This is a genomic window from Cupriavidus sp. 291-E7 (assembly GCF_057798835.1).
The window spans coordinates 229,845-253,630 of the sequence record NZ_JBYOJV010000008.1 but is presented as its reverse complement, the minus strand read 5'-3'; the positions used below and the strand labels follow the sequence as shown (position 1 = coordinate 253,630).

The 23,786-nt window shown below is 62.6% G+C and carries 21 protein-coding genes; 2 read left to right on the top strand and 19 right to left on the bottom strand.

From position 1 onward, the window contains the following. Positions 1-434: 434 nt before the first annotated feature. Complete coding sequence (locus tag AC3FLX_RS16465) at positions 435-1,202, bottom strand: sulfite exporter TauE/SafE family protein (protein WP_488698229.1); 768 nt, start codon at positions 1,200-1,202, stop codon at positions 435-437. A gap of 85 nt (positions 1,203-1,287) precedes the next feature. Here AC3FLX_RS16465 and fnr point away from each other — a divergent pair, with 85 nt between their 5' ends. Further along, positions 1,288-2,013 carry a fumarate/nitrate reduction transcriptional regulator Fnr gene (gene fnr / locus AC3FLX_RS16460; protein ID WP_488698228.1) on the top strand — a complete coding sequence of 242 codons (726 nt, stop codon included), beginning with the start codon at positions 1,288-1,290 and terminating at the stop codon, positions 2,011-2,013. An 80-nt stretch (positions 2,014-2,093) separates the two neighbouring features. Here fnr and AC3FLX_RS16455 read toward each other — a convergent pair whose 3' ends face one another. The 18 genes from AC3FLX_RS16455 to ugpB all read right to left on the bottom strand — a co-directional run bounded on the left by AC3FLX_RS16455 (position 2,094) and on the right by ugpB (position 22,710). After that, positions 2,094-2,339: a hypothetical protein gene (locus AC3FLX_RS16455; RefSeq protein ID WP_066733653.1), complete on the bottom strand. Its 246-nt coding sequence runs from the start codon at positions 2,337-2,339 to the stop codon at positions 2,094-2,096. Next, positions 2,336-2,545 carry a hypothetical protein gene (locus AC3FLX_RS16450; protein WP_488698227.1) on the bottom strand — a complete coding sequence of 70 codons (210 nt, stop codon included), beginning with the start codon at positions 2,543-2,545 and terminating at the stop codon, positions 2,336-2,338. The genes AC3FLX_RS16455 and AC3FLX_RS16450 overlap by 4 nt, the downstream gene beginning before the upstream one ends. 47 nt (positions 2,546-2,592) lie before the next feature. Beyond that, on the bottom strand, positions 2,593-4,086 hold the full coding sequence (gene ccoG, locus AC3FLX_RS16445) for a cytochrome c oxidase accessory protein CcoG (RefSeq protein ID WP_488698226.1): 1,494 nt from the start codon (positions 4,084-4,086) through the stop codon (positions 2,593-2,595). 60 nt (positions 4,087-4,146) lie between these two features. Further along, complete coding sequence (gene ccoP / locus AC3FLX_RS16440; RefSeq protein ID WP_488698225.1) at positions 4,147-5,064, bottom strand: cytochrome-c oxidase, cbb3-type subunit III; 918 nt, start codon at positions 5,062-5,064, stop codon at positions 4,147-4,149. Between the two features lie 5 nt (positions 5,065-5,069). Next, positions 5,070-5,228, bottom strand: a complete 159-nt coding sequence (locus AC3FLX_RS16435) for a cbb3-type cytochrome oxidase subunit 3 (protein ID WP_488698223.1) — start codon at positions 5,226-5,228, stop codon at positions 5,070-5,072. 4 nt (positions 5,229-5,232) lie between these two features. After that, complete coding sequence (gene ccoO / locus AC3FLX_RS16430) at positions 5,233-5,928, bottom strand: cytochrome-c oxidase, cbb3-type subunit II (RefSeq protein ID WP_488698221.1); 696 nt, start codon at positions 5,926-5,928, stop codon at positions 5,233-5,235. A 19-nt stretch (positions 5,929-5,947) separates the two neighbouring features. Next, positions 5,948-7,396 (bottom strand): cytochrome-c oxidase, cbb3-type subunit I, encoded by a 1,449-nt coding sequence (gene ccoN / locus AC3FLX_RS16425; protein ID WP_488698219.1) that lies wholly within the window; start codon positions 7,394-7,396, stop codon positions 5,948-5,950. A 159-nt stretch (positions 7,397-7,555) separates the two neighbouring features. Then, positions 7,556-7,723, bottom strand: coding sequence for a cbb3-type cytochrome oxidase assembly protein CcoS (gene ccoS, locus AC3FLX_RS16420; RefSeq protein ID WP_488698217.1), 168 nt, complete (start codon positions 7,721-7,723; stop codon positions 7,556-7,558). Then, positions 7,724-10,285, bottom strand: coding sequence for a heavy metal translocating P-type ATPase (locus tag AC3FLX_RS16415; protein WP_488698215.1), 2,562 nt, complete (start codon positions 10,283-10,285; stop codon positions 7,724-7,726). Between the two features lie 149 nt (positions 10,286-10,434). Beyond that, positions 10,435-11,532 carry a cell division protein ZapE gene (gene zapE / locus AC3FLX_RS16410; RefSeq protein WP_488698214.1) on the bottom strand — a complete coding sequence of 366 codons (1,098 nt, stop codon included), beginning with the start codon at positions 11,530-11,532 and terminating at the stop codon, positions 10,435-10,437. Positions 11,533-11,625: 93 nt separating this feature from the next. Further along, positions 11,626-13,050, bottom strand: coding sequence for a dihydrolipoyl dehydrogenase (gene lpdA, locus AC3FLX_RS16405; RefSeq protein WP_488698213.1), 1,425 nt, complete (start codon positions 13,048-13,050; stop codon positions 11,626-11,628). A 149-nt stretch (positions 13,051-13,199) separates the two neighbouring features. Continuing rightward, positions 13,200-14,459 (bottom strand): 2-oxoglutarate dehydrogenase complex dihydrolipoyllysine-residue succinyltransferase, encoded by a 1,260-nt coding sequence (gene odhB / locus AC3FLX_RS16400; protein WP_488698211.1) that lies wholly within the window; start codon positions 14,457-14,459, stop codon positions 13,200-13,202. Between the two features lie 94 nt (positions 14,460-14,553). Beyond that, on the bottom strand, positions 14,554-17,406 hold the full coding sequence (locus AC3FLX_RS16395) for a 2-oxoglutarate dehydrogenase E1 component (protein ID WP_488698209.1): 2,853 nt from the start codon (positions 17,404-17,406) through the stop codon (positions 14,554-14,556). Positions 17,407-17,693: 287 nt separating this feature from the next. Continuing rightward, positions 17,694-18,443 (bottom strand): glycerophosphodiester phosphodiesterase, encoded by a 750-nt coding sequence (gene ugpQ, locus AC3FLX_RS16390; protein WP_488698207.1) that lies wholly within the window; start codon positions 18,441-18,443, stop codon positions 17,694-17,696. Continuing rightward, complete coding sequence (locus AC3FLX_RS16385) at positions 18,440-19,561, bottom strand: sn-glycerol-3-phosphate import ATP-binding protein UgpC (protein ID WP_488698205.1); 1,122 nt, start codon at positions 19,559-19,561, stop codon at positions 18,440-18,442. Before AC3FLX_RS16385 ends, ugpQ begins: the two co-directional genes overlap by 4 nt. A 9-nt stretch (positions 19,562-19,570) precedes the next feature. Beyond that, positions 19,571-20,419: a sn-glycerol-3-phosphate ABC transporter permease UgpE gene (ugpE, locus tag AC3FLX_RS16380; protein ID WP_488698203.1), complete on the bottom strand. Its 849-nt coding sequence runs from the start codon at positions 20,417-20,419 to the stop codon at positions 19,571-19,573. A 13-nt stretch (positions 20,420-20,432) separates the two neighbouring features. Next, the gene (gene ugpA, locus AC3FLX_RS16375; RefSeq protein WP_488698202.1) at positions 20,433-21,314 is read right to left on the bottom strand and encodes a sn-glycerol-3-phosphate ABC transporter permease UgpA; all 882 of its coding nucleotides are present in this window, start codon (positions 21,312-21,314) and stop codon (positions 20,433-20,435) included. 85 nt (positions 21,315-21,399) lie between these two features. After that, positions 21,400-22,710 carry a sn-glycerol-3-phosphate ABC transporter substrate-binding protein UgpB gene (ugpB, locus tag AC3FLX_RS16370; protein ID WP_488698200.1) on the bottom strand — a complete coding sequence of 437 codons (1,311 nt, stop codon included), beginning with the start codon at positions 22,708-22,710 and terminating at the stop codon, positions 21,400-21,402. 206 nt (positions 22,711-22,916) lie between these two features. On the opposite strand from ugpB, the gene AC3FLX_RS16365 reads away from it, so the two are divergent. Next, positions 22,917-23,729, top strand: a complete 813-nt coding sequence (locus AC3FLX_RS16365) for an HAD-IIB family hydrolase (RefSeq protein ID WP_488698198.1) — start codon at positions 22,917-22,919, stop codon at positions 23,727-23,729. Positions 23,730-23,786 lie beyond the last annotated feature (57 nt).

Below are 23,786 nucleotides of genomic sequence, written 5' to 3'. Positions count from 1 at the left end.
TGCCTATCGCAGCGCAGCCGTGCACCTCGTTCTTTGCATCGAATTGCCGGGTCGGTCCGGCAGGAGATCGTCCGGGGCTGGCCAGTTTCACCAATCGACGGACCTCTTGCGTCGCGCCTTCTCCCTTCGGGGCGGACATTCGCCTGGGCCACCGGATGGCCAAGACGGCAAGAAACAAAACGGTATCGGCTCGGGGCAACATCGCCCTGGCCGGCGCCACCTTCCCAACCGCCGCCGGTCTTTTAACCAGATCTTTTGAACCGGATGAACTGTAGAGACGTTGCCGGCGCACCGGAGTGACCGGAAACCTGGGCACGCGTCCCAGATCAGGGAAGCGGCCCGGCGACGCAAAAAGCATGGTGCGGCGCGATACCGTGGTTCTCGGGATTGTATGGCATTCCCGGCCCCGCCCGCAACCCGGCACTGTGGCCGATTCAGAACACCACGCAAAAGCCGTGTTGCGCCAACGTATCAGGGAGCCAGATCGAACGGGCCACGCCCAGCATGCCGAACCCGATCACCACGATGGCTGCGCCCATCCGTATGGCCGGTTTGCGGGAAAGCTGGCGCAGGTATCCGGACAAGCCCGAGATCACCAGCAGGTTCGGTAATGTGCCGAGTCCGAAGGCACCCATCACGAGCGCACCTGACGTGGCATTGCCGGCCAGCAACGCCAGAGCGAGTGCGCTGTAGACCATCCCGCACGGTACCAGACCCCAGGCCAGCCCCATGCCATAGCGGCGCGCCATCGGCATGGCCCGTTGACGCGGCCGCAAGCTCGCCGGCAAGCGAGCACTCATCGATCGAACATGTTGCACCACGTGCACGGCTGCCAGAGACGCCAGCCGTTCGATCCAGTCGGCTCGCATCACGCGTCCGCGCAACAACCACGCGCCCGTGACAATCAGCATCACACTGCCCAACGCGTAGAGCCATCGCTGCAACGGCAGATACTCCTGGCGCCATACGGTCGCGCCCACCGCTCCCATCGCCGCGCCAAGCAGCATGTACGTAGTGATGCGGCCAACATGCATGACGCACAGCTCGGCCCACCAGTGTCGCGGCGAGCGATGTATGAAAACAGCCACAGTGCGGGGCTGTTTTTGCTCCGCAGCAATAGCAATTCCTCCACACATGGCAGCGCAATGCATACCACCGAGCAAAGCCATAAGAAAAACGCTTAAAAGCACACCAAATGGCAACTGTTCCTCGCTTCTGCGTCACTCGACACTGTAAAATGCCTGCATCGCGCCCTCGCTGCAAGCGCATTCATAACGAGCACTTCAATTGTTGACTTCCATTCCCGTCACCGAGATGTCGCCCCGTTGTTCCACGTGTGCAATGGGCCAGCTTTGCCTGCCCGTCGGCATGTCGCAACAAGACCTGGCGAAAATGGACACGCTCGTTCAGGAACGTGTGCGTGTCCATAAGGGCGAAACGCTTTACCGCATGGGCGAACCGCTCAGCGCGGTCTATGCCATTCGCTTTGGCACACTGAAGACGCACGTCACGATGGAAGACGGGCGCACCCAGATCACCGGTTTCCACTTGCCCGGCGAAGTCATCGGTCTCGACGGCCTGGGCGAGATGCAACACGCATCCGACGCCACCGCGCTGGAAGACACCGAAGTCTGCGTCGTGCGTTACGACGACCTGCAATCGCTGTCGGGCAGCCTGCCTTCTCTGCAGGGCCAGTTCCTGCGGCTGATGAGCAAGGAGATCTCGCAAGACCAGGTCATGCTGATCACGCTTGGCTCGATGCGCGCGGAAGAGCGGCTTGCTGCTTTTCTCGTGAACATGTCCGAACGACTTTCGGCACGCGGTTACTCCTCCACCGAGTTCGTGCTGCGCATGAGCCGCGAGGAAATCGGTAGTTACCTTGGCCTGAAGCTCGAGACCGTCAGCCGTCTGTTCTCGCGCTTCGCTGAAGCGGGCCTGATCCAGATTCGTCAGCGACATGTGAAACTGGTCGACATGGCAGGCATCAAGCAGGTGTATAGCCGCTCCTGCTGACACGCGCTACATCTCATACCGAGCACCGTGACAAAGGCCGCACCGGGACGTATCCGGTGCGGCCTTTCTGTTTAATGTTGCTATTCGAGTTCATCGGTATCGCTGAGCTTCACCGGCATCGTGTACAACGTGAGTCCGCTCGATAGCGCACAGAACAGCCACGCCACCAGGAAACCCACGGTGTAGATCGCTTGCCGCGATGCTTCAACCGGATGCCCGAAGAAATTGAGATCTCCGGGGTCCACTACCGAGAACACCACCGCTGTGGCCGCACCGCCCATCAGAAACGCCGGCCATAACACCCACATCAGCCAGCGTAGTCTCATGGGCGCCTCGCTGACGGCTCACTCCGACTCGCGCCGACTTTTTCGACTACCAGGCCGTGACGAGCGGCATCTGCAACCGGTTTGTCGGCGTGGCTGTTGGCCAGCCAGATCGTAATGCCGCAACCAACCATCGCCAACAGCGGGCCGCTCATCAGGATCCAGGGCCAGGGTTCCCTGTACCAGGGTTTTGCGGGGTGTGGGGTCATTGCGCTCTCCTATTGGCATCCGTCCCTCTTCGCAATCTGTGACAGCATCACAGATTGCGAGGGACGATGAAACTCGTGCTTTGCCGGATATTCACCTCGCGCGCGGCTTCGGTCTCGGCAGTGACCGTCACCTCGATCTTGTGCGTCCCTTGCGCGGCATCATCGATCGGCACGCGAATCCGGATCGGCAGCAACCGGTTCGACGTAGGCGACAGCGCTTCGGCGGCATGGTCGTATTCGACCGTCAGCCCCTTCAGATCGTCGCTCTGCGCCTGCACACGGATCTTCATCGGCGCCTCAGTCGCGTTGATCAGTTGGAGCCGATACACGTTCTCGATCCAGCGTCCTTCCACTTCGCGCCCGAGCGCGCCGCGGTCACGAATGATGTCGACCTTCAGCGGTGTACGCATGGCCAGCGACACAACGAATCCCGCGCACAGCGCCAGCCAGATCATGGTGTAGACGATGGTGCGCGGGCGCAGCAGACGCTTGCGGGCATCGGTGACCGACAGCTTCTTGCGCATGGCGTTCTCCGACGTGTACCGGATCAGTCCACGTGGATACTCCATCTTGTCCATCACTTGATTACAGGCGTCGATACACGCACCGCAGCCAATGCACTCATACTGCAACCCATCGCGGATATCGATGCCGGTCGGGCATACCTGCACGCAAATGCTGCAGTTCACGCAATCGCCCAAGCCGGCTGCCTGGTGATCGGTCTTGCGCGAGCGGCTGCCGCGCGGCTCGCCACGCCCCACGTCGTAGGTCACGACGTAGGTATCGCGATCCACCATCACGCTTTGGAAGCGCGCGTACGGGCACATGTACTTGCAAACCTGCTCGCGCATGAACCCGGCGTTGCCCCATGTTGCGAATGCGTAGAACAGCATCCAGAAGGCTTGCCAAGGACCCAGCGTCCAGTGCAGAACCTCGCCACCGAGTTCGCGTATCGGCGCGAAGTAGCCAATGAACGTGAAGCCCGTCCACAGTGCAATCAGAATCCACAGCGTGTGCTTGGTGGCCTTGAGTCGAAGCTTGCGCAGACTCCACGGATCGCCATCCAGGCGGATGCGTGCGATGCGGTCGCCTTCCACCCGCCGCTCGATCCACATGAAGATCTCGGTATAGACCGTCTGCGGGCACGCATAGCCGCAGAACAGCCGACCCGCAATGGCCGTGAAGAGGAATAGCGAAAGCGCCGAGATGACCAGCAGCACGGCCAGGTAGATCACATCCTGCGGCCAGAGCACCAGCCCAAAGATGTAGAACTTCCGGGCACCGAGATCGAACAGCACGGCCTGCCGGTCGTTCCATTGCAGCCAGGGCGTGCCGTAGTAGACGAGTTGCGTGAGGATGACCAGCCAGACGCGCCAGCTGGAGAATGCACCCGTGATCGAGCGCGGATAGATCTTGCGCCGGACTTCGTACAGCGCTTCTTCGGTTGCCTCAGCCGCCGTCTTGGGCGGCGGCGCAGGCCGCCAGGCCGCGGCCTCATTGGAGTCGCGGGTTGTGGGGGGAGATTCCAGGGGCGCGTTCATTGTTCAGCCCTCATGCCCCCGGCACAGGCGGCACGCCGCACTGCGCCGGGGAGCGGTTTGTCATTGCCCTGCCGGTGCTGCCGAATTGGACAGACCCCAGACATAAGCCGTCAGCATGCGAATGCGCTCAGGTGTCAGGATTTCCTCATGCGCCGGCATGTGGCCGTTGTGGCCCTTCAGGATGGCGTCAACGATCGAGCCTTCCGAACTGCCGTACAGCCAGACCTTGTCGGACAGATTGGGCGCACCCAGTGCCTGATTGCCCTTGCCGCTGGCGCCGTGACAAGCCGCACAGGTCGACTTGAACGTGCTCTCTCCGCGCGACGCACGGATCGGGTCGTATGCCAGTCCCGACAGCGATCGCACATACTGCGCCGTGTCGCCGGCCTGCTTGGCGTCGATGGTGCCGGCAAACGGCGGCATCATGCCGTTGCGGCCCTTGGCGATCGTCTGCTGGATCGTGTCCGGGTCGCCACCGTAGAGCCAATCGTTATCGGTCAGGTTCGGAAAACCGCGGCTGCCCCGTGCATCGGAGCCATGACATTGCGCGCAGTAGTTCAGGAACAGTCGCTGGCCGATCTCACGGGCATCAGGATCCGCGGCAACCTGCTTGACGTCCATCTTCAGATACTTGGCGTAGATCTCGTGCTGCATCTTCTCGGCAGCCTGCCGGTGCGCGGCAAGTTCATCCTGCGTCGAGAACTTCAGTGCGCCCGCGTACGAACCCAGCCCCGGATACAGGATCAGGTACCCCACGCTGAAGATGCAGGCCAGCAGGAACATCCACATCCACCAGCGTGGCAGCGGATTGTTCAGTTCGCGCAGGTCATCATCCCATACGTGCCCGGTATCGTCAGTGGTACTGACGCCCTTTGGCATCTTGCGCTGGGAGAACAGCAGCCACACACACCAGACGATACCGATGAGCGCAATGGCCGCGATGTAGTAGCTCCAGAAATCGGAAATGAAATCGCTCATGGTTACTAATTCCGGCTTGGATTATTGGTTTCATCGGGCAAGGCGAACGGCAGCATCGCCGATTCCTCGTTGGCCGCCCGGCGGCCTGCCGACCACGCCCACCAGCAGATGCCCAGGAACACGAGCATCGACAGCACGGTGGCGATAGAGGTAACGATCACCATGTCATCACTCCTTGGCGGGTGCGGCGGCGTCGGCCGCGGGCGCTGCGGCGGCAGGCGCGGCGGCGGTATCCAGCCGGACATTGCGACGGTTCAGGCCCAGGCCCTGCAGGTAGGCCACCATTGCGTCCTCTTCGGTCTTGCCGACGAGTTCCTCCGGTGCCCGTGCGATTTCATCCTCGGTGTACGGCACCCCCAGGCGCTGCAACGCCTTCATGCGCGCCTGAACCGAGTCGGTTGGCAGCTGTGTCTTTTCCAGCCACGGGTACGACGGCATCACCGATTCCGGCACCACGTCGCGCGGGTTGCGCAGGTGGATACGCTGCCAGTCATCGGAATAACGACCGCCCACACGTGCCAGGTCGGGACCCGTACGCTTGGAACCCCACAGGAACGGATGGTCATACACCGACTCGCCGGCCGTGGAGAAATGGCCATAGCGTTCGGTCTCGGCCTGCAGCGTACGCACCTGCTGCGAGTGACATCCCACGCAGCCCTCACGGATATAGATGTCACGCCCCATCAACCGCAACGGCGAGTACGGCGTGATGCCCGGGTCGGGCTGGGTCGTCGAGTGCTGGAAGAACAGCGGCACGATCTGCACCAGACCAGCGATGCTCACCACGATGATGGTTGCGATGATCAGCCAGCCGACATTCTTTTCCAGCGTCTCGTGCCTGAAGAAACCTTGATTCTGAGACATTGTTTGCGTCCTCGGCTTGTCAGTGGGCAGAAGCCGGCAGGCTGGCCGGAATCGGCGCATCCACAGCCGGCTTGCCGGCGATGGTGCGGAACACGTTGTAGGCCATGATGAACATGCCACCCAGGAAACACAGACCGCCCAGCAGACGAATCAGGTAGAACGGGTACTTGGCCTTGACGGCTTCCACGAACGCGTAGGTCAGCGTGCCGTCAGGCTGCGTGGCGCGCCACATCAGGCCTTCCATCACGCCGGCGATCCACATCGAGGCGATATAGAGCACCACGCCGATCGTCGCCACCCAGAAATGCAGCTCGATCAGGCGCGTGCTGTACATCTGCTTTTCGCCGAACAGGCGCGGAATCAGGTAGTACAGCGAGCCGATCGAAATCATGGCGACCCAGCCCAGCGCGCCCGAGTGCACGTGGCCGATCGTCCAGTCCGTGTAGTGCGACAGCGCATTCACGGTCTTGATCGACATCATCGAGCCTTCGAACGTAGCCATGCCGTAGAACGACAGTGCCACTACCAGGAACTTGAGGATCGGATCCGTGCGCAGCTTGTGCCAGGCACCGGACATGGTCATGATGCCGTTGATCATGCCGCCCCACGACGGCGCGAGCAGGATCAGCGAGAACACCATGCCAAGCGACTGCGCCCAATCAGGCAGTGCGGTGTATTGCAGGTGGTGAGGGCCGGCCCACATGTACGTGAAGTTGAGCGCCCAGAAGTGGACGATCGACAGGCGGTAGGAATAGATCGGACGCTCGGCCTGCTTCGGAATGAAGTAGTACATCATCCCCAGGAAGCTCGTGGTCAGGAAAAAGCCCACCGCGTTATGGCCGTACCACCACTGAATCATGGCGTCCTGCACACCGGCATAAGCCGAGTAGGACTTCCAGAGCGACGCCGGCATTTCGATGTTGTTGACGATATGCAGGATCGCGATGGTCAGGATGTAAGCGCCGAAAAACCAGTTGGCGACATAGATGTGCCGTGTCTTGCGCTTGACAATCGTGCCAAAAAAGACGATGGCGTAGGCCACCCAGACCAGCGTGATCAGGATGTCGATCGGCCATTCAAGCTCGGCATACTCCTTCGAACTCGTAATGCCTAGCGGCAGCGTGATAGCGGCGGCCACAATGACGATCTGCCAGCCCCAGAACGTGAAGGCCGCGAGCGGCCCGCAGAACAGGCGCGCCTGGCAGGTACGCTGCACCACGTAGTACGACGTGGCAAACAGCGCGCTGCCGCCAAATGCGAAGATCACCGCATTGGTGTGCAACGGGCGCAGTCGGCCGAACGACAGCCACGGCGTGTTGAAATTCAGATCCGGCCAGATCAGTTGTGCCGCAAGCAGAACGCCTACGGCCATGCCGACGATCCCCCAGACTACGGTCATGACGGCAAATTGCCGCACAACACCGTAATTGAAGGTGTCGACGCGTGGAGACGCGGTGGTGACAGCCATTCAGACCCCCAAGCTAAGTAAGAATAAACCTATTGACTGTGTGACTTTAGAAAAACAGGACGGTCGCCGCGTTGATTTCAATCAATCCTTACGCACCGCGCTCGAACTGTCTTCGTCGAAATATGTCCCGACACCGAAGTGCATCGGTTGCCACCCTCTTCAGCGCGCGCGCTCCGACCCGTGTGGCTTGTCGTTGTCGAGCAAAATGGCCTCGCCAGGGCGATCCAGGTCGTCGTACTGGCCGGCATGCAAGGCCCACCAGAGTGCACCCGCGATCAGCGCCACCAGCACCAGGCTCATCGGCACCAGCAGATACAGTGTTTCCATTCACACCTCCTCTTCTTGCGTCGTTGGCTTGACGCGCAGCAGCCGCCATGCATTGGCCACCACCAGAAGCGATGAGACGGACATGCCAATGCCCGCCATCCACGCCGTGACGTGGCCCGTTGCCGCCAACGGGATGGCCACGACGTTGTACGCAAAGGCCCAGGCCAGGTTTTGCCGCACCACGCGGCGCGCGCGGCGTGCCGCGATGATCGCCGTCGCAATCTCGGCGACGCCTCCATGCGTCAGCACGGCGTCCGCGCCAGCTTGCGCAAGCGGCGCCCCGCTTCCGATGGCAATCGATACCTGTGCCTGTGCCAGCACGGGCGCGTCATTGATCCCGTCGCCAACCGCAAGCACGACCGCCCCGCTCCGCTGCAATGCCGCCACGTACTCACGCTTGCCCTCGGGCGTGACCGCGCCAGCGGCCGTTGGCATGCCAAAGCGGTCAGCCCACCAGCGCACGGCCGCCGCTCCATCGCCCGAAACCAGGTGGCAACGGACGCCAAGGGACGCGAGATTTCGCAACAAGACAGGTGTCTGCGCACGCGCGACGTCCGCCAACTGGAAACACGCGAGGTAGCCGGCGGCATCGCCGAGCCACACCTCGGTCGCGCCGGGATGACTTTCCGGCTCATGACCAGCCGATTTCGGATGCGGTGACAGCGCGGCCACGAACTCGCGGCGGCCCAGCCGCACCCGACGGCCGCCCAGGAACGCTTCGAGGCCCTGCCCAGGTACATTGCGCAGGTCATCCACCGGAATCGTCTCTGCCACGGCATCGCCGCTGGCTTCCGAGAAGGCGCGCGCGATCGGATGCTCGCCACCGCGCTCCATCGCCGCCGCCATGCGACGGCAGGTGTCCGCGTCAGACGCTCCGAAGGTACGCGTGGCCACCAGTGCAAAACGGCCCTCGGTCAGCGTGCCGGTCTTGTCGAGAACGACGTCGGTGACACGCGACAGCGTCTCCAGTGCGTGCGCCCGAGTCAGCAGCACGCCGCGCCGCGACAACGCCGCCCCGGCCGCCGCCAGCGCGGCCGGCGTGGCCAGCGACAATGCGCATGGGCAACTCACCACCAGCACCGCCACCGTCACCAGCAGCGCGCGCGAAGGATCGATCCATACCGCCCAGACCGCGCCGGTTACGGCGGCCATGACCAGCAGCGTCCCGACGAACCAGCCGGCCACGCGATCGGCAAGCTGGGCAAGCCTGGGCTTGTCCGCCAGGGCGCGATCAAGCACGGCCACGATCTCCGCAAGCCGCGTTTGCGCGCCGACGCGGTCGATCCGCACCTCCAGCGGACTGGCGGTGTTGAAACAGCCGGCCAGCACGGTGTCGCCTAGCACACGCTTCACCGGACGTGCCTCGCCGGTGAGCATCGATTCATCCAGCTCGCTGGCACCGGCCAGGACCACGCCATCGGCGGGCACAATCTCTCCGGCCTTGACCCGGATGCGGTCGCCCGGCTGAAGCCTGGCAACGGGAATCCGTTCGCCCGCGCCTCCCGCTTGCGCCAGCCTTTCGCATGTGGCCGGCAACTGGCGCGCCAGCATTTCCGCCCCGCTACGCGATGCCTGGCGCACGCGCAGTTCCAGGTAACGTGCCAGCAGCAGAAATGCGACGAACATCGTCACGGAATCGAAATAGACTTCGCCAACGCCACGCGCCGTGGCAATCGCGCTCGCCAGAAACCCGGCCGCCACGCCGATGGCCACCGGCACGTCCATGCCCATATGACGCTGGCGCAAGGACCGCCACGCGCCAGCAAAGATGGGCCAGGCGGAATAGAGGACGACGGGGACGGTCAGTGCGAAGCTGGCCGAGCGCATCAGCTGCAGCTGACCAGGATCGATCGTGGCTTCGTGGGTATATAGCGGCCACGCGTACATCATCACCTGCATCATGCCGAGCATGGCTACGGCCATGCGCATCAACAGGCTGCGACGCTCGCGGCGATCCTGCTGGTCCGTGCGAGACACCTCGAACGGCCAGGCTTCATAGCCGATATCGGCCAAGCTCGATAGCAGATTCGCCACGCCTTGCGTGGCATCGCGCCAGCGCACGATGACACGGCGGGTCGCCACGTTGGCGACGACCGATTCCACGCCGTCAAGCTGCCCCAGGTGCTGCTCGATCAGCCAGGCACAGGCGGCACAGCGAATGTTCTCGGGGGCCAGCGTCACCTCGGCGCGGCCATCGGCCAGTTCACGTACAAACTGGCGGCGCAATTCCGGCGTGTCGTAGGCCGCCCACACCGGTTCCGCCTCACGCCGTGCATCGGCATCGATCGGACGCGCAAAGCGCGTGACATCGCCATACAGGTGGCCAAAACCGGCGGCGTGCAGCGTCTGCGCAAGCGTCTGGCAACCCCCGCAACAAAATGTGCGCGGATGGCCGTCAATTTGCGCGACGAACGGTGCGGCGCCCTTCAGCGGCTGGCCGCAATGAAAGCAATCACACGAGGAATCTGATGGAAACGACAAAGCCAGCCCAGACGAAGGGGCTGTGGAGGGAACGGCAGAAGCCAGGTTTGGCGCGAGGGGGGCAGTAGTTAGAGACGGCATGACGCGCTTTAATTACCCAGTGGATACTAGGTACCTCATGCGCCAGCCGCCTTGATACAAATCAAACTTGTGGAAACGACGTCAGAATCGTCCCCTGCAGATACCCGGCAAACAACAGGTTGTGCCGGGATCCGTGACAAACGCGGTCGTCAGGTCAGCGATGTGTCCATGACACGGCGTTCCGACTCCAGGTATTCGCGCGACTGCATCTCGATGATCCGCGACACGGTACGGTGGAATTCGTTGGCCATCTGGCCTTCCGTATAGAGCTCGTCGGCGGGCACCTCCGCCGACATCAGCAACTTCACCTTGTGATCGTAAAACACGTCGATCAGCCACGTGAAGCGGCGCGCCTCCGACGACATGCGCGGCGTCATCTTGGGCACATCGGAAAGAATCACGGTGTGGAATTGCGACGCGATCTCGAGATAGTCATTCTGCGAGCGCGGACCGCCGCACAGCGTGGCGAAATCGAACCAGACCACACCATTGGCCTTGCGCAGCGCCTTGATCTCGCGGTGTTCGATATGCAGGACGGGCGATTCGTCGGCCGTGCCGGCGATCGAAGTGAAGGCATCGCGCAGCGCCGCACTGGCCTCGTGGTCCAGCGGCGTGTGGTACGCCTGCACCTGTTCCAGCGCACGCTTGCGGTAGTCGATACCGGCGTCGACATTCAGTACGTCGAGCTTGGTCTGCAGGAGGTTGATAGCCGGCAACACGCGGTCCCGATGCAGGCCATCCGGATACAGCAGGTCCGGGCGATAGTTCGACGTCATCACGAACTGCACGCCGTTGTCGAACAATTGCTGCAGCAGGCGGTGCAGGATCATGGCATCGGCCACATCGCTGACGTGGAACTCATCAAAGCAGATCAGGCGAAAGCGGCGCGCGATGCGTTTGGCCAGCTCATCGAGCGGATCGGGGCGGCCGCGCAGCTCCTCTAGCTCACGATGCACCTCGCGCATGAATTCGTGGAAGTGAAGCCGCGTCTTACGCACCACGGGCACGCAGGAATAGAAGCTGTCCATCAGGAACGACTTGCCGCGCCCTACCCCGCCCCATAGATAGACGCCCTTGGGCACGTCGGGGTGCACCAGCAGCTTCTTCAGCGCGTTGTTGCGGCGGCTCTTGTACGCCACCCACTCGTCATAGCATTGCTGCAGCCGCGCCACGGCGCGCAATTGCGCCTCGTCGGACTGGTAGCCGCGCTGCTTGAGTTCGTGTTCGTAAAACTCGGTGACGTTCATGTCGGAAGCCTGGAAATACCGGGGTGCTTCAAGCGAAAACGGCGCGCCGCAGAATTCGCGGCGCGCCGGTGCTCACCAGGAGGTGAACGGCTATTACATGTTCAGCTGACGCTTGTCGACGGCCAGCGCGGCTTCGCGCATGACTTCCGACATCGACGGGTGCGGGTGGCAGACGCGACCGATGTCTTCGCTTGCCGCCTTGAACTCCATAGCCACCACGGCTTCGGCGATCAGGTCCGAAGCATTGGCTGCCACGATGTGCACGCCCAGGATCTCGTCGGTCTTGGCGTCGGCCAGCATCTTCACGAAACCGTCCGCAGCGCCCATGCCCAGTGCACGGCCGTTGGCCATGAACGGGAACTGGCCCGACTTGTACTCACGGCCTTCGGCCTTGAGCTGCTGCTCGGTCTTGCCGACCCATGCGATTTCCGGGAACGTGTAGATGACCCACGGCACCGTGTTGAAGTCGATGTGCGGCTTCTGGCCGACGATACGCTCGGCCACGGCCACGCCTTCGTCTTCGGCCTTGTGCGCCAGCATCGGGCCACGCACCACGTCGCCAATCGCCCAGATGCCCGGGACCTTGGTCTGGCAGTGGTCGTCAACTTCGATGAAGCCGCGCTGGTCAACGCCCAGGCCAACCGCTTCCAGGCCCAGGTTGTCGGTGTTCGGCACGCGGCCGACCGACACGATCAGGCGATCGACTTCCAGCGTCTGGTCCTTGCCGTCCTTGTCCGTGTAGGCAACGGTAACGTTGTCCTTGCCGGTCTTGACTTCGTTGACCTTCACGCCCAGGTTGAACTTCAGGCCCTGCTTGGTCAGCAGCTTCTGCGCTTCCTTGGCCACGCCTTCGTCGGCGGCGCCCAGGAATGCGGGCAGCGCTTCCAGCACGGTCACGTCGGAACCCAGACGGCGCCACACCGAACCCAGCTCCAGACCGATCACGCCGGCGCCGATCACGCCCAGCTTCTTCGGCACCGATTCAAACTTCAGCGCGCCTTCGTTGTCGCTGATCAGCTTGTTGTCGACGGTGACGCCCGGCAGGTGGCGTGCCTTCGAACCCGTGGCGATGATCACTTGCTTGGCGGTCAGCGTTTCGCCGTTCACTTCGACCTGGAAGCCCTCGGCGGCCTTGCCCGCGAACTTGCCGTAGCCCTTGAACAACGTGATCTTGTTCTTGCGGAACAGGAACTCGATGCCCTTCGTCATCTTGCCGACGATGTCATCCTTGCGCTTCAGCATCTTGGCCACGTCGACCTTGACGTCGCTCACGGTGATGCCGTGGTCGGCCAGGTGGTGCGATGCGTTCTCGAACTCTTCCGAGGAAGCCAGCAGTGCCTTGGACGGGATGCAGCCCACGTTCAGGCAGGTGCCGCCCAGGCGTGCTTCGCCCTTCGGATCGTCATAGGCGTTGCCTTCCAGGCAAGCCACGTTCAGGCCCAGCTGGGCAGCACGAATGGCGGCGATGTAGCCGCCGGGGCCGGCGCCAATCACCAGCACGTCGAATTGTTTGCTCATGGGAAATATCTCTTTGGCACGTCATGTCCGCGCCAATGTGGCGGACATCCAGCGGCATCGTGCGGACGATGCGCTCGCCGGGTCCCCGCACCGGGGTGCGGGGACGACGACAAACGGAAGACGGAGTGTCTGTCTGGGGAGAGGACCGATTACAGGTCCAGCAGCAGGCGAGCCGGATCTTCCAGCGCTTCCTTCATGGCCACCAGACCCAGAACGGCTTCGCGGCCGTCGATGATACGGTGGTCATAGGACATGGCCAGGTAGTTCATCGGACGGATCACGATCTGACCGTCTTCCACCACGGCGCGGTCCTTCGTGGCGTGCACGCCCAGAATGGCCGATTGCGGCGGGTTGATAATCGGCGTCGACAGCATCGAACCGAACGTACCGCCGTTCGAGATCGAGAACGTGCCGCCGGTCAGGTCTTCCAGCGACAGCTTGCCGTCACGGGCCTTGGCACCGAACTCGGCAATCTTCTTCTCGATGTCGGCCAGGCTCATCTGGTCGGCGTTGCGCAGGATCGGCACCACCAGACCACGCGGCGAACCGACAGCGATACCGATGTCGAAGTAGCCGTGGTAGACGATGTCGTTGCCATCAACCGAAGCGTTGATGATCGGGTACTTCTTCAGCGCGTGAACGGCAGCCTTCACGAAGAACGACATGAAGCCCAGCTTCACGCCGTGTTCCTTCTCGAAGCGATCCTTGTACTTGTTACGCAGATCCATGACCGGCTTCATGTTCACTTCGTTGAACGTGGTCAGGATGGCGTTGGTCGACTGCGACTGCACCAGGCGCTCGGCGATACGGGCGCGCAGGCGGCTCATCGGCACGCGCTCTTCAGGGCGGTCACCCAGCGCGGCGAAGTCAACCTGGGCCGACACTTGCGGCAGCGCCGGCTTGGCAGCGGCGGCCGGAGCCGGAGCAGCCTTGGCGGCCGGTGCGGGAGCCGAACCAGCGGCCAGCACGTCGCCCTTGGTGATACGACCGTCCTTGCCGGTGCCAGCCACTTGCGAAGCCGACAGGCCGCCTTCGGCCATCAGCTTGGCGGCCGACGGCATGGCGATGGCGCCAGCAGCGGCGGCGGCAGCCGGGGCAGCGGCCGGAGCCGGTGCGGCGGCAGCGGGAGCCGGTGCGGCAGCGGCCGGAGCGGCGGCGCCAGCGGTGGCTGCCGTGTCGATCTTGGCGATGATCTCGTCAGCAACAACGGTGTCGCCGTCGTTCTTGATGATCTGCGACAGCACGCCAGCCGACGGGGCCGGCACTTCCAGCACAACCTTGTCCGTTTCGATTTCGATCAGGATTTCGTCCTGAGCAACGGCTTCGCCCGGCTTCTTCTTCCAGTTCAGCATGGTCGCTTCGGCGACCGATTCAGACAGTTGCGGAACCTTGACGTCAACAATAGCCATGGTTTGTTAAATCCTCGATGTATGCGTGTGTTTCGTTTCAGGCAGGTAGTCCCGCGGCGCGCATCCCTGTGCGCTGCCGCGGGGTACCAACGAATTACTTGGTCAGAACAAAGCCCTTGAGCTTGGAGAACGCGGCTTCCAGCAGCGCCTTCTGTTGCTCGTTGTGCTTTGCGTAGTAGCCCACCGCCGGCGAAGCCGAGGCGGGACGACCGGCATAACCGAGCTTCTGGCCTTCCGTCATGTTTTCCATGATGTAGTGCTGGACGAAGAACCAGGCGCCCTGGTTCTGCGGTTCGTCCTGGCACCACACGATTTCGGTCGCGCCGGGGTACTTCTTGAGTTCGGCGGCCACGGCCTTGTGCGGGAACGGATACAGCTGTTCCAGACGGATGATCGCGGTGTCGCCTGCCTCGCGTTCCTTGCGGGTGTTGATCAGGTCGTAGTAGACCTTGCCCGAGCACATGATCACGCGCTTGACCTTGCTGGCGTTCAGTTCCTCGTGATCGGGGATCACGGTCTCGAAATGACCCTTGGCCAGATCGGACAGCGGCGACACGGCGTCCTTGTTACGCAGCAGCGACTTCGGCGTCATGATCACCAGCGGCTTGCGGAACAGACGGATCATCTGGCGACGCAGCAGGTGGAAGATCTGTGCCGGCGTGGTCGGCTGCACCACTTGCATGTTGTGGTCGGCGCAGAGCTGCAGGAAACGCTCGATACGGGCCGAGCTGTGTTCCGGACCCTGACCTTCGTAGCCGTGCGGCAGCATCATCGTCAGACCCGAGGCGCGGCCCCACTTCACTTCACCCGACGAGATGAACTGGTCGATCACCACCTGGGCGCCGTTGACGAAGTCGCCGAACTGGGCTTCCCAGATCACCAGCGCATTCGGTTCGGCGGTCGAGTAGCCGTACTCGAAGCCGAGCACTGCTTCTTCCGACAGCACCGAGTCGATCACCGTGAACGGTGCCTGGTTGTCCGACACGTTCTGCAGCGGCACGTACGAGCCGGCATCCCAGCGCTCGCGCGCCTGGTCGTGCAGCACGGAGTGGCGGTGCGTGAAGGTACCGCGGCCTGCATCCTGGCCGGTGATACGCACCGGGTAGCCCGAAGCGACCAGCGAGGCGAAGGCCAGGTGTTCACCCATGCCCCAGTCCAGCATCTGCTCGCCACGACCCATGTTGGCGCGGTCCTTGATGACCTTTTCCACCAGCGGGTGCAGCTTCACGTGTTCCGGAATCGTCGTGATGCGCTCGGCCAGACGCTTCAGTTCCGTGACGGGAACAGCGGTGTCGGCGGCGTCGGTCCACTTGCGATTCAGGAACGGCATCCAGTCCACGGCGAACTTGTTCTTGAAGTTCGACAGGACCGGATCGACGGTGTGCTTGCCAGCGTCCATCGCGGCGCGGTAGCCCTTGACCAGTTCGTCACCGAACTCGGCCGGGGTCAGGCTCTGCGCCACCAGCTTGTCCGCGTACAGCTTGCGCGTACCCGGGTGCTGGCCAATCTTCTTGTACATCAGCGGCTGCGTCACAGCCGGGGTGTCCTGCTCGTTGTGGCCCAGCTTGCGGAAGCAGATGATGTCGACCACGACGTCCTTGTTGAATTCCATGCGGAAATCAACGGCCAGCTGCATGGCGTACACCACGGCTTCGGGATCGTCGCCGTTCACGTGCAGCACCGGAGCCTCGATCATCTTGACCACGTCCGTGCAATACAGCGTCGAGCGTGCGTCGCGCGGGTCGGAGGTGGTGAAGCCGATCTGGTTGTTGATAACCAGGTGCATCGTGCCGCCCGTGCCGTAGCCGCGGGTCTGCGCGAGGTTCAGCGTTTCCATCACCACGCCCTGGCCGGCAAAGGCCGCGTCGCCGTGCACTTGCACCGGCAGCACTTCCTTGTGGCCAACGTCGCCGCGGCGTTCCTGGCGCGCCTTCGACGAGCCTTCCACGACCGGGTTGACGATTTCCAGGTGCGACGGGTTGAACGCGAGCGACAGGTGAACCGGGCCGCCCTCGGTCGAGACATCGCTCGAGAAACCCTTGTGGTACTTCACGTCGCCGGCCGGCAGGTCGTCGACGTGCTTGCCTTCGAATTCGGCGAACAGATCCGCCGGCATCTTGCCCAGCGTATTGACCAGCACGTTCAGACGGCCACGGTGGGCCATGCCGATCACGATTTCCTGCACGCCCTTGCTACCGGCGTGCTGGATCAGTTCGTCCATTGCGGCGATGAAGCTTTCGCCGCCTTCCAGCGAGAAGCGCTTCTGGCCGACATACTTGGTGTGGAGGAAGCGCTCCAGGCCTTCGGCCGCGGTCAGGCGGTCGAGGATGTGCTTCTTCTTCTCCAGCGTGAACACGGGCTTGGAACGCGTGGTTTCCAGGCGCTCCTGCCACCAGCGCTTCTGCGCCTGGTCGCTCACGTACATGAACTCGGCGCCGATGGTGCCGCAGTACGTCTCACGGAGGTTGTTGAGCAGCTCGCGCAGGCTCATCGACTCCTTGCCGAAATACGTGTTGCTGGCATTGAAGACGATGTCGAGGTCGGCCTCGGAGAAACCGTAGAACGCCGGATCCAGGTCAGGCAGGGGCGGACGCTCCTGGCGCTTCAGCGGATCGAGGTCGGCCCAGTGCGAACCGATGTTGCGGTAGGCGGCGATCAGCTGCGTGGCAGCGACGCGCTTGCGGCCCATATCGGAATCGGCCGAGGCAACAATGGTCTTGATGGGGCCTTGCTTGGCGCGCTCGGCGAACGAGGCAACGATCGGAGCGTGGGGGATATCGCGGGCGTTGGAACCATCCACAGCCGGGACATTCTGCATCGCGTCGAAGTACGCGCGCCAGTTGTCGGGAACCGAGCTGGGGTTCTGGAGGTAGGCCTCGTACAGCTCTTCCACATAGGGGGCGTTGCCGCCGAAGAGGTACGAATTGCTTTGATACTGCTGCATCATGGGGCGCTCACTATTCTCCGGGTATGCCGGAAATAAGCGGGTTCATCAACCTTCCGCGACACGGCCTGACCGGTTAGCGGATTGCAAACAACTCTTGGGGGTCCTGCGGTTACCACCTTGAACGAACGGCACCTAGGGGTGCCGTCTGTCGTCGGTCTCGCCGCCAGACCCGAAAGGGCAAGTTGTGCGGGAAGGACCTAAGTCTTCACTCGCGGAGCATAGCACGTAATCCCCCAAAGAGTGGGGACTTTTCGTGATGCAAAATCAAGACAGTTTGTTCGGGTACGTTATGCCCCAGGCTGGATCAGGTCCACCGCATCGGTAATCAGGCCATCCAGCCCCCAGGACAACAGGTCCCGCGCCCTCGCCGGGTCGTTGACCGTGTAGCAAAGTACCTTGAAGCCAGCCGCGTGGGCATCGGCGATGACCTTGGCGTCGAGCTCCCGGTGATTCGAATCCAGTGCCACGCAGTCCAGCCGCTTCAACCGGTCGAGCCAGTCCGCCGGAAGCTTGTCCAGCAGCAAGGCGCGAGGAAGGTCCGGCGCTGCCAGGCGCGCGGCTTCGAGCGCAACTTCCGAAAACGAGGACAGCAATGGCGGCACGGCCGCGCCCTTCCATAGTGAAAGTGCATCCAGCGCCACCGCCGCGCCGGTCCGGTATTCGGCACCGGGCACCGGCTTGATCTCGATATTCACCAGAAATCCATTGGCCTGCGTATAACGGGCGATGGCCGCCAGCGTGGGTACCGGCTCACCGGCAAAGGCAGGTCCATGCCAACTGCCGGCGTCCAGCATGGCTAGTTCATCGAGCGTGTGCGCGTCGACGCGTCCGTGACCAGACGTCGTACGGTCCAGCGTCGCGTCGTGCATCAGCACGGACTTGCCATCGCCGGACAGCTTCACGTCGAACTCGAACATCCGGTATCCGAACGATGCACCGTGGCGGAAGGCCGCCAGCGTGTTCTCGGGCGCCAGCTTGCCAGCACCGCGATGTGCGATATGACGCGGATACGGCCAGTTCGATCGGATATCGCTCATGCCCGCGCCTCGATCCGTTTGCCGTGCTGCATGTCAAAGAAATGCAGGTGGTCGGCGGAGGCGGTAATCGGCAGCTTGTCGCCGGCGCGCACGGGCATATGGCTATCCAGGCGTACCACGATCGGCTGGCCGCCCAGCGTGCCATAGGCAAACGAGTCCGCACCCAGCGCCTCCACGACCCGCACATCGACTTCCGCGATGGCCTCGTGCGTGGCGCACGGTTCGATATGCTCGGGGCGCAGTCCCATCAGTGCCTGTTCCGGCAGATGCAGACCCATCGGCAAATGACCGAGTGTGGTTGTCGCGTCCGCCTGCCCTTCCCTGGCGACCACGCGCATCCGCGCGCCGTCGCCGTTGGCGCCCTGCCCCGATCCATCGCGCGCCACCGGCACCAGGTTCATCGGCGGCGACCCGATAAAACCGGCCACGAATGTGCTGGCCGGGCGCGAATACACCTCCAGCGGCGTGCCGATCTGCTCGACGCGCCCGCCGTTCAACACCATCATGCGGTCGGCCAGCGTCATGGCTTCAACCTGATCGTGAGTCACGTACAGGCTGGTCGTCTTCAGACGGCGATGCAGGTCTTTCAGCTCCAGCCGCATCTGCACACGCAGCTTGGCATCGAGGTTCGACAGCGGTTCATCGAACAGGAACACCGCCGGTTCACGCACGATGGCCCGGCCCATTGCCACACGTTGGCGCTGGCCGCCCGACAGCGCGCGCGGCTTGCGCTCCAGCAGCGGCGCCAGTTCGAGGATGCCGGCCGCGTGCTTGACGCGCTGCTCGATCTCGGCCTTCGACATGCCGCGGATCTTGAGTCCGTACGCCATGTTGTCGTACACGCTCATGTGCGGATACAGCGCGTAGTTCTGGAACACCATCGCGATGTCGCGTTCAGCCGGCTCCAGATCATTGACCACCTTGTCACCGATATGAACCTCGCCGCCGGTGATGGTTTCCAGCCCCGCCACCATGCGCAGCAGCGTGGACTTGCCACAGCCCGACGGGCCGACGATCACGATGAACTCGCCGTCGGTGATTTCCATGTCGATGCCGTGCACGACCTGCGTGCCGCCGGCATAGGTTTTCTGTACGTTGCGAAGAGACAGCTTTGCCATGTCCGACCTTTACTTTTCCGTTTCCACCAGGCCCTTGACGAACCAGCGTTGCATCAGCACCACCACCACGGCCGGCGGAATCATCGCCAGCATCACGGTAGCCATTACGAGGTTCCAGTCGGTGGCTGCATCGCCGGAACGGGAAATCATCTGCGTCACGCCCACCACCACCGGCGTCATCGACTTCTGCGTGGTGATCAGCAGCGGCCACAGGTACTGGTTCCAGCCGTAGATGAACTGGATCACGAACAGCGCCGCAATGCTGGTGCGCGAAAGCGGCAGCACCACGTCCCAGAAAAATCGCAGCGGACCGGCGCCGTCAATCCGTGCCGCTTCGGCCAGCTCGTCCGGAATCGTCAGGAAGAACTGCCGAAACAGGAACGTGGCCGTGGCCGACGCGATGATCGGAATCGTCAGGCCGAAGTAACTGTCCAGCAGGCCCAGATCCGACACCACCTTGTACGTCGGCAGAATCCGCACTTCCACCGGCAGCATCAGCGTGATGAAGATCATCCAGAAGAACGTCCTACGAAACGGAAAGCGGAAATAGACGATCGCAAACGCCGAGATGATCGAGATGGCAATCTTGCCCAGCGCGATGCCCAGCGCCATGATCAGGCTGTTCTTCATCATCGTGGAGACCGGCGATGCCGATTCCCCCACGCCGTGGAACAGCACGGTGCGATAGTTTTCGATCAGGTGGCTGCCGGGGATCAGCGTCATCGGCGCGTCCAGCACCTGCTCCGCCGTCAGCGTCGACGCCACGAAGGTCAGGTACACCGGAAACGCCACGACGACGATGCCGAGAATCAGCACCACGTGGGTAATAAAGTCCAGTACAGGACGACGTTCTACCATTCTCGTTCTCCTGTCAGTACTGGACCTTGCGTTCCACGAAGCGGAACTGCACAACGGTCAGCGCGATCACGATCACCATCAGCACCACGGACTGCGCGGCCGAACCGCCGATGTCCATGCCACGGAAGCCGTCGTGGAACACCTTGTAGACAAGCGTGTTCGTCGAATTGAACGGTCCACCGTGGGTGACCGCGTCGATAATCGCGAAAGTATCGAAGAATGCGTACACCACGTTGATCACCAGCAGGAAGAACGTGGTCGGCGACAGCAGCGGAAACACGATCGACCAGAAGCGCTTCCACGGCCCCGCGCCGTCGATGGCGGCAGCCTCGATCAGCGATTTGGGAATGCTCTGCAACCCGGCCAGGAAGAACAGGAAGTTGTAGCTGATCTGCTTCCACGCGGCGGCCAGCACCACCAGCGACAGCGCCTGATTGCTGTTGAGCAGGAAGTTCCAGTCCACCCCCATCTTGCGCAGCGCGTATGACACCACGCCCAGCGTCGGGTTGAACATGAACATCCAGAGCACGCCCGCTACAGCCGGCGCCACCGCGTACGGCCAGATCAGCAGCGTCTTGTAGCCGGTGGCCGCCCGCACGACGCGATCGGCAAAGTAGGCCAGCAGCAGCGCCACGGACAAGCCCACAACCGTCACGCCAATGGCAAAAATAGCCGTGACCTGGAACGACTCCACGTAGTTTGGATCGTTCCAGAGCGTCACGAAATTCTCGGCGCCCACGAAATCGAGGTTGATGCCGAAGGCATCCTGCTGCAGCATCGACTGCCACAACGCCTGCCCGGCGGGCAGGAAGAAGAAGATCAGCGTGATGACGATCTGCGGCAACACCAGCAGATACGGCAGCCACGGCGACCGGAAGACGACGCGTTTTTCCATGCTCAGAATTCCGCTTTGAAACTCGACAAACGGAAGCGGGCGACGGTTGTGCCGCCGCCCGCTTCAGGTCCCGCAAAAACAGTGCTTATTCGCGCGCGGTCTTCTGGAAGCGCTCGAGCTGCTCGTTACCGCGGGCCACCGCCGCATCCAGCGCTGCCTTCGGCTCCTTCTTGCCAGCCCACACCGACTCGAGTTCCTCGTCGACGATCGTGCGGATCTGCACCAGGTTGCCCAGGCGCACGCCGCGCGACTTGTCCGTCGTCTTCACGACCATCTGCTCGACCGACACATCGGCGCCCGGATTCTTGTCGTAGTAGCCCGACTTCTTGGTCAGCTCATAGGCGGCCATCGTGACCGGCAGGTAGCCGGTGGCCTGGTGCCAGTCCGACTGGATTTCCGGCTGCGACAGGAACGTGAAGAACTTGGCCACGCCCTTGTATTCGTCGGCCTTCTTGCCGCCCATCACCCACAGCGACGCGCCGCCGATGATCGTGTTTTGCGGAGCGCCCTGGACGTCAGCGTAGTACGGCAGTTGCGAAACGCCAAACTGGAACTTGGCGTTCTTGCGAATGTTGGCCAGCGATGCCGACGAGCCCGTGAACATCGCGCACTCGCCGTTGTAGAACTTGGCCTGCGACTCCGACTTGCGGCCGCCGTAGCTGAAGTAGCCCTTCTTGACCATCTCCTGCAGGTTCGTGATGTGCTTCACGTGCAGCGGGCTGTTGAACACCAGGCGCGCATCGGTACCGCCAAAGCCGTTGTTCTTGGTTGCGAACAGCGTGTTGTGCCAGGCCGAGAAGCTTTCCAGGTGGACCCAGCTCTGCCAGTCGGTGGTGTAGGCGCAGCTGCTGCCGGCCGCCTTGAGCTTGGCCGAGTACTGCATTACTTCCGGCCAGGTCTTCGGCGGCGCCGACAGGCCAGCCTTCTTGAAGGCGTCCTTGTTGTAATAGAAGACAGTCGTCGAGCTGTTGAACGGGAACGACAGCATCTCGCCCTTCGACGAGGTGTAGTAACCCGCCACGGCCGGGATGTAGGCCTTCTGATCGAACTTCTCGCCGGATTCCTTCATGACGACGGACACCGGCTTGATGGCGCCCTTGGCGCTCATCATCGTGGCCGTGCCCACTTCAAACACCTGCAGGATGGCCGGTGCGCCGCCCGCGCGGAATGCCGCGATGCCGGCGGCCATCGTCTCGTCGTAGTTGCCCTTGTTCACCGGCACGATCTTGTAATCGGACTGGCTGGCGTTGAACTTGTTGGCGATCTCGTTGACCTTGTCGTTCAGCGCGCCCTGCATGGCGTGCCACCACTGGATCTCGACGGCTGCGTGGGCCGTGCCGGCCAGGGCCAGGCTGGCCACGGCGGCGAACTTCATCGCAAAGCGCGGAAAAGACATGGGCATTTCTCCTAAGGCTATTCGGTCCAACGATTTTTTTGAAAAAGCGACCGACTGTATGCATTTTTTGTGACAGGCATGTTACGCCGCTCTTTTGTCACCGAACAGCGGGCAAACCCGCCCTTGCTAAAGAGAATGTTGCAGCATATTGACGACAGGCAAAGGCGACAGGCAGGCGACCGCCGCCAGGGCTACAATCCCCGGCCATGACCGTACCGACTCTTCCCACGCCCTTCTCGGCGCTGCCCGACAGCGCGCTGCGCCGCGTGCGCGGCATCCTGACCGATATCGACGGCACTCTGACCACCGACGGCCAATTGCCCGCCGTCGCCTACGTGGCGCTGGACCGCCTGAAACGCGCCGGCCTGCACGTGATCCCGGTCACGGGGCGTTGCATCGCGTGGGCGGAAATCCTCACGAGGCTCTGGCCGGTAGACGCGATCATCGGCGAAAACGGTGCGTTCTATTCCCATCTCGTCGACAACAAACTCACCACCCGTTTTCTGGACGATGCTGCCACGCGCGAGGCGAACCTGTTCCGCATTCACGCGCTAGGCCAGGAAATCCTGAGGGAAGTACCCGGCTGCGCGCTGGCCTCGGATCAGGCATGGCACGCCGCCGACCTGGCGATCGACCATGCCGAAGATGTTGCGCCGCTGCCGCAGTCGTCGGTCGATCGCATCGTCGCCATCATGCGCAGCGCCGGCATGACGGCCACCGTCAGCTCGATCCATGTGAACGGCTGGTTCGGCCATCACGACAAGCTGTCGATGAGCCGACTGTGTGTAGAGGAATTGCTCGGAAACGATATCGACGCACAACGCGACGAATGGCTGTTCATTGGCGACTCAGCCAATGACGTCGCAATGTTTGGCCACTTTCCGCTATCGGTGGGCGTGGCCAATGTGCGCGAGATTCTGGACAAACTTCCAGTGAAGCCGGCCTACATCACGAACGCAGCCGGTGGGGAGGGATTTGCGGAGATGGCGGAAAGCGTGCTGAGGGCGCGCGGCGTTTAACTATCTGATTGTCGCCCCCTCTCCCAGCGCATGTGTGTAGACCTGACACATAGGAGA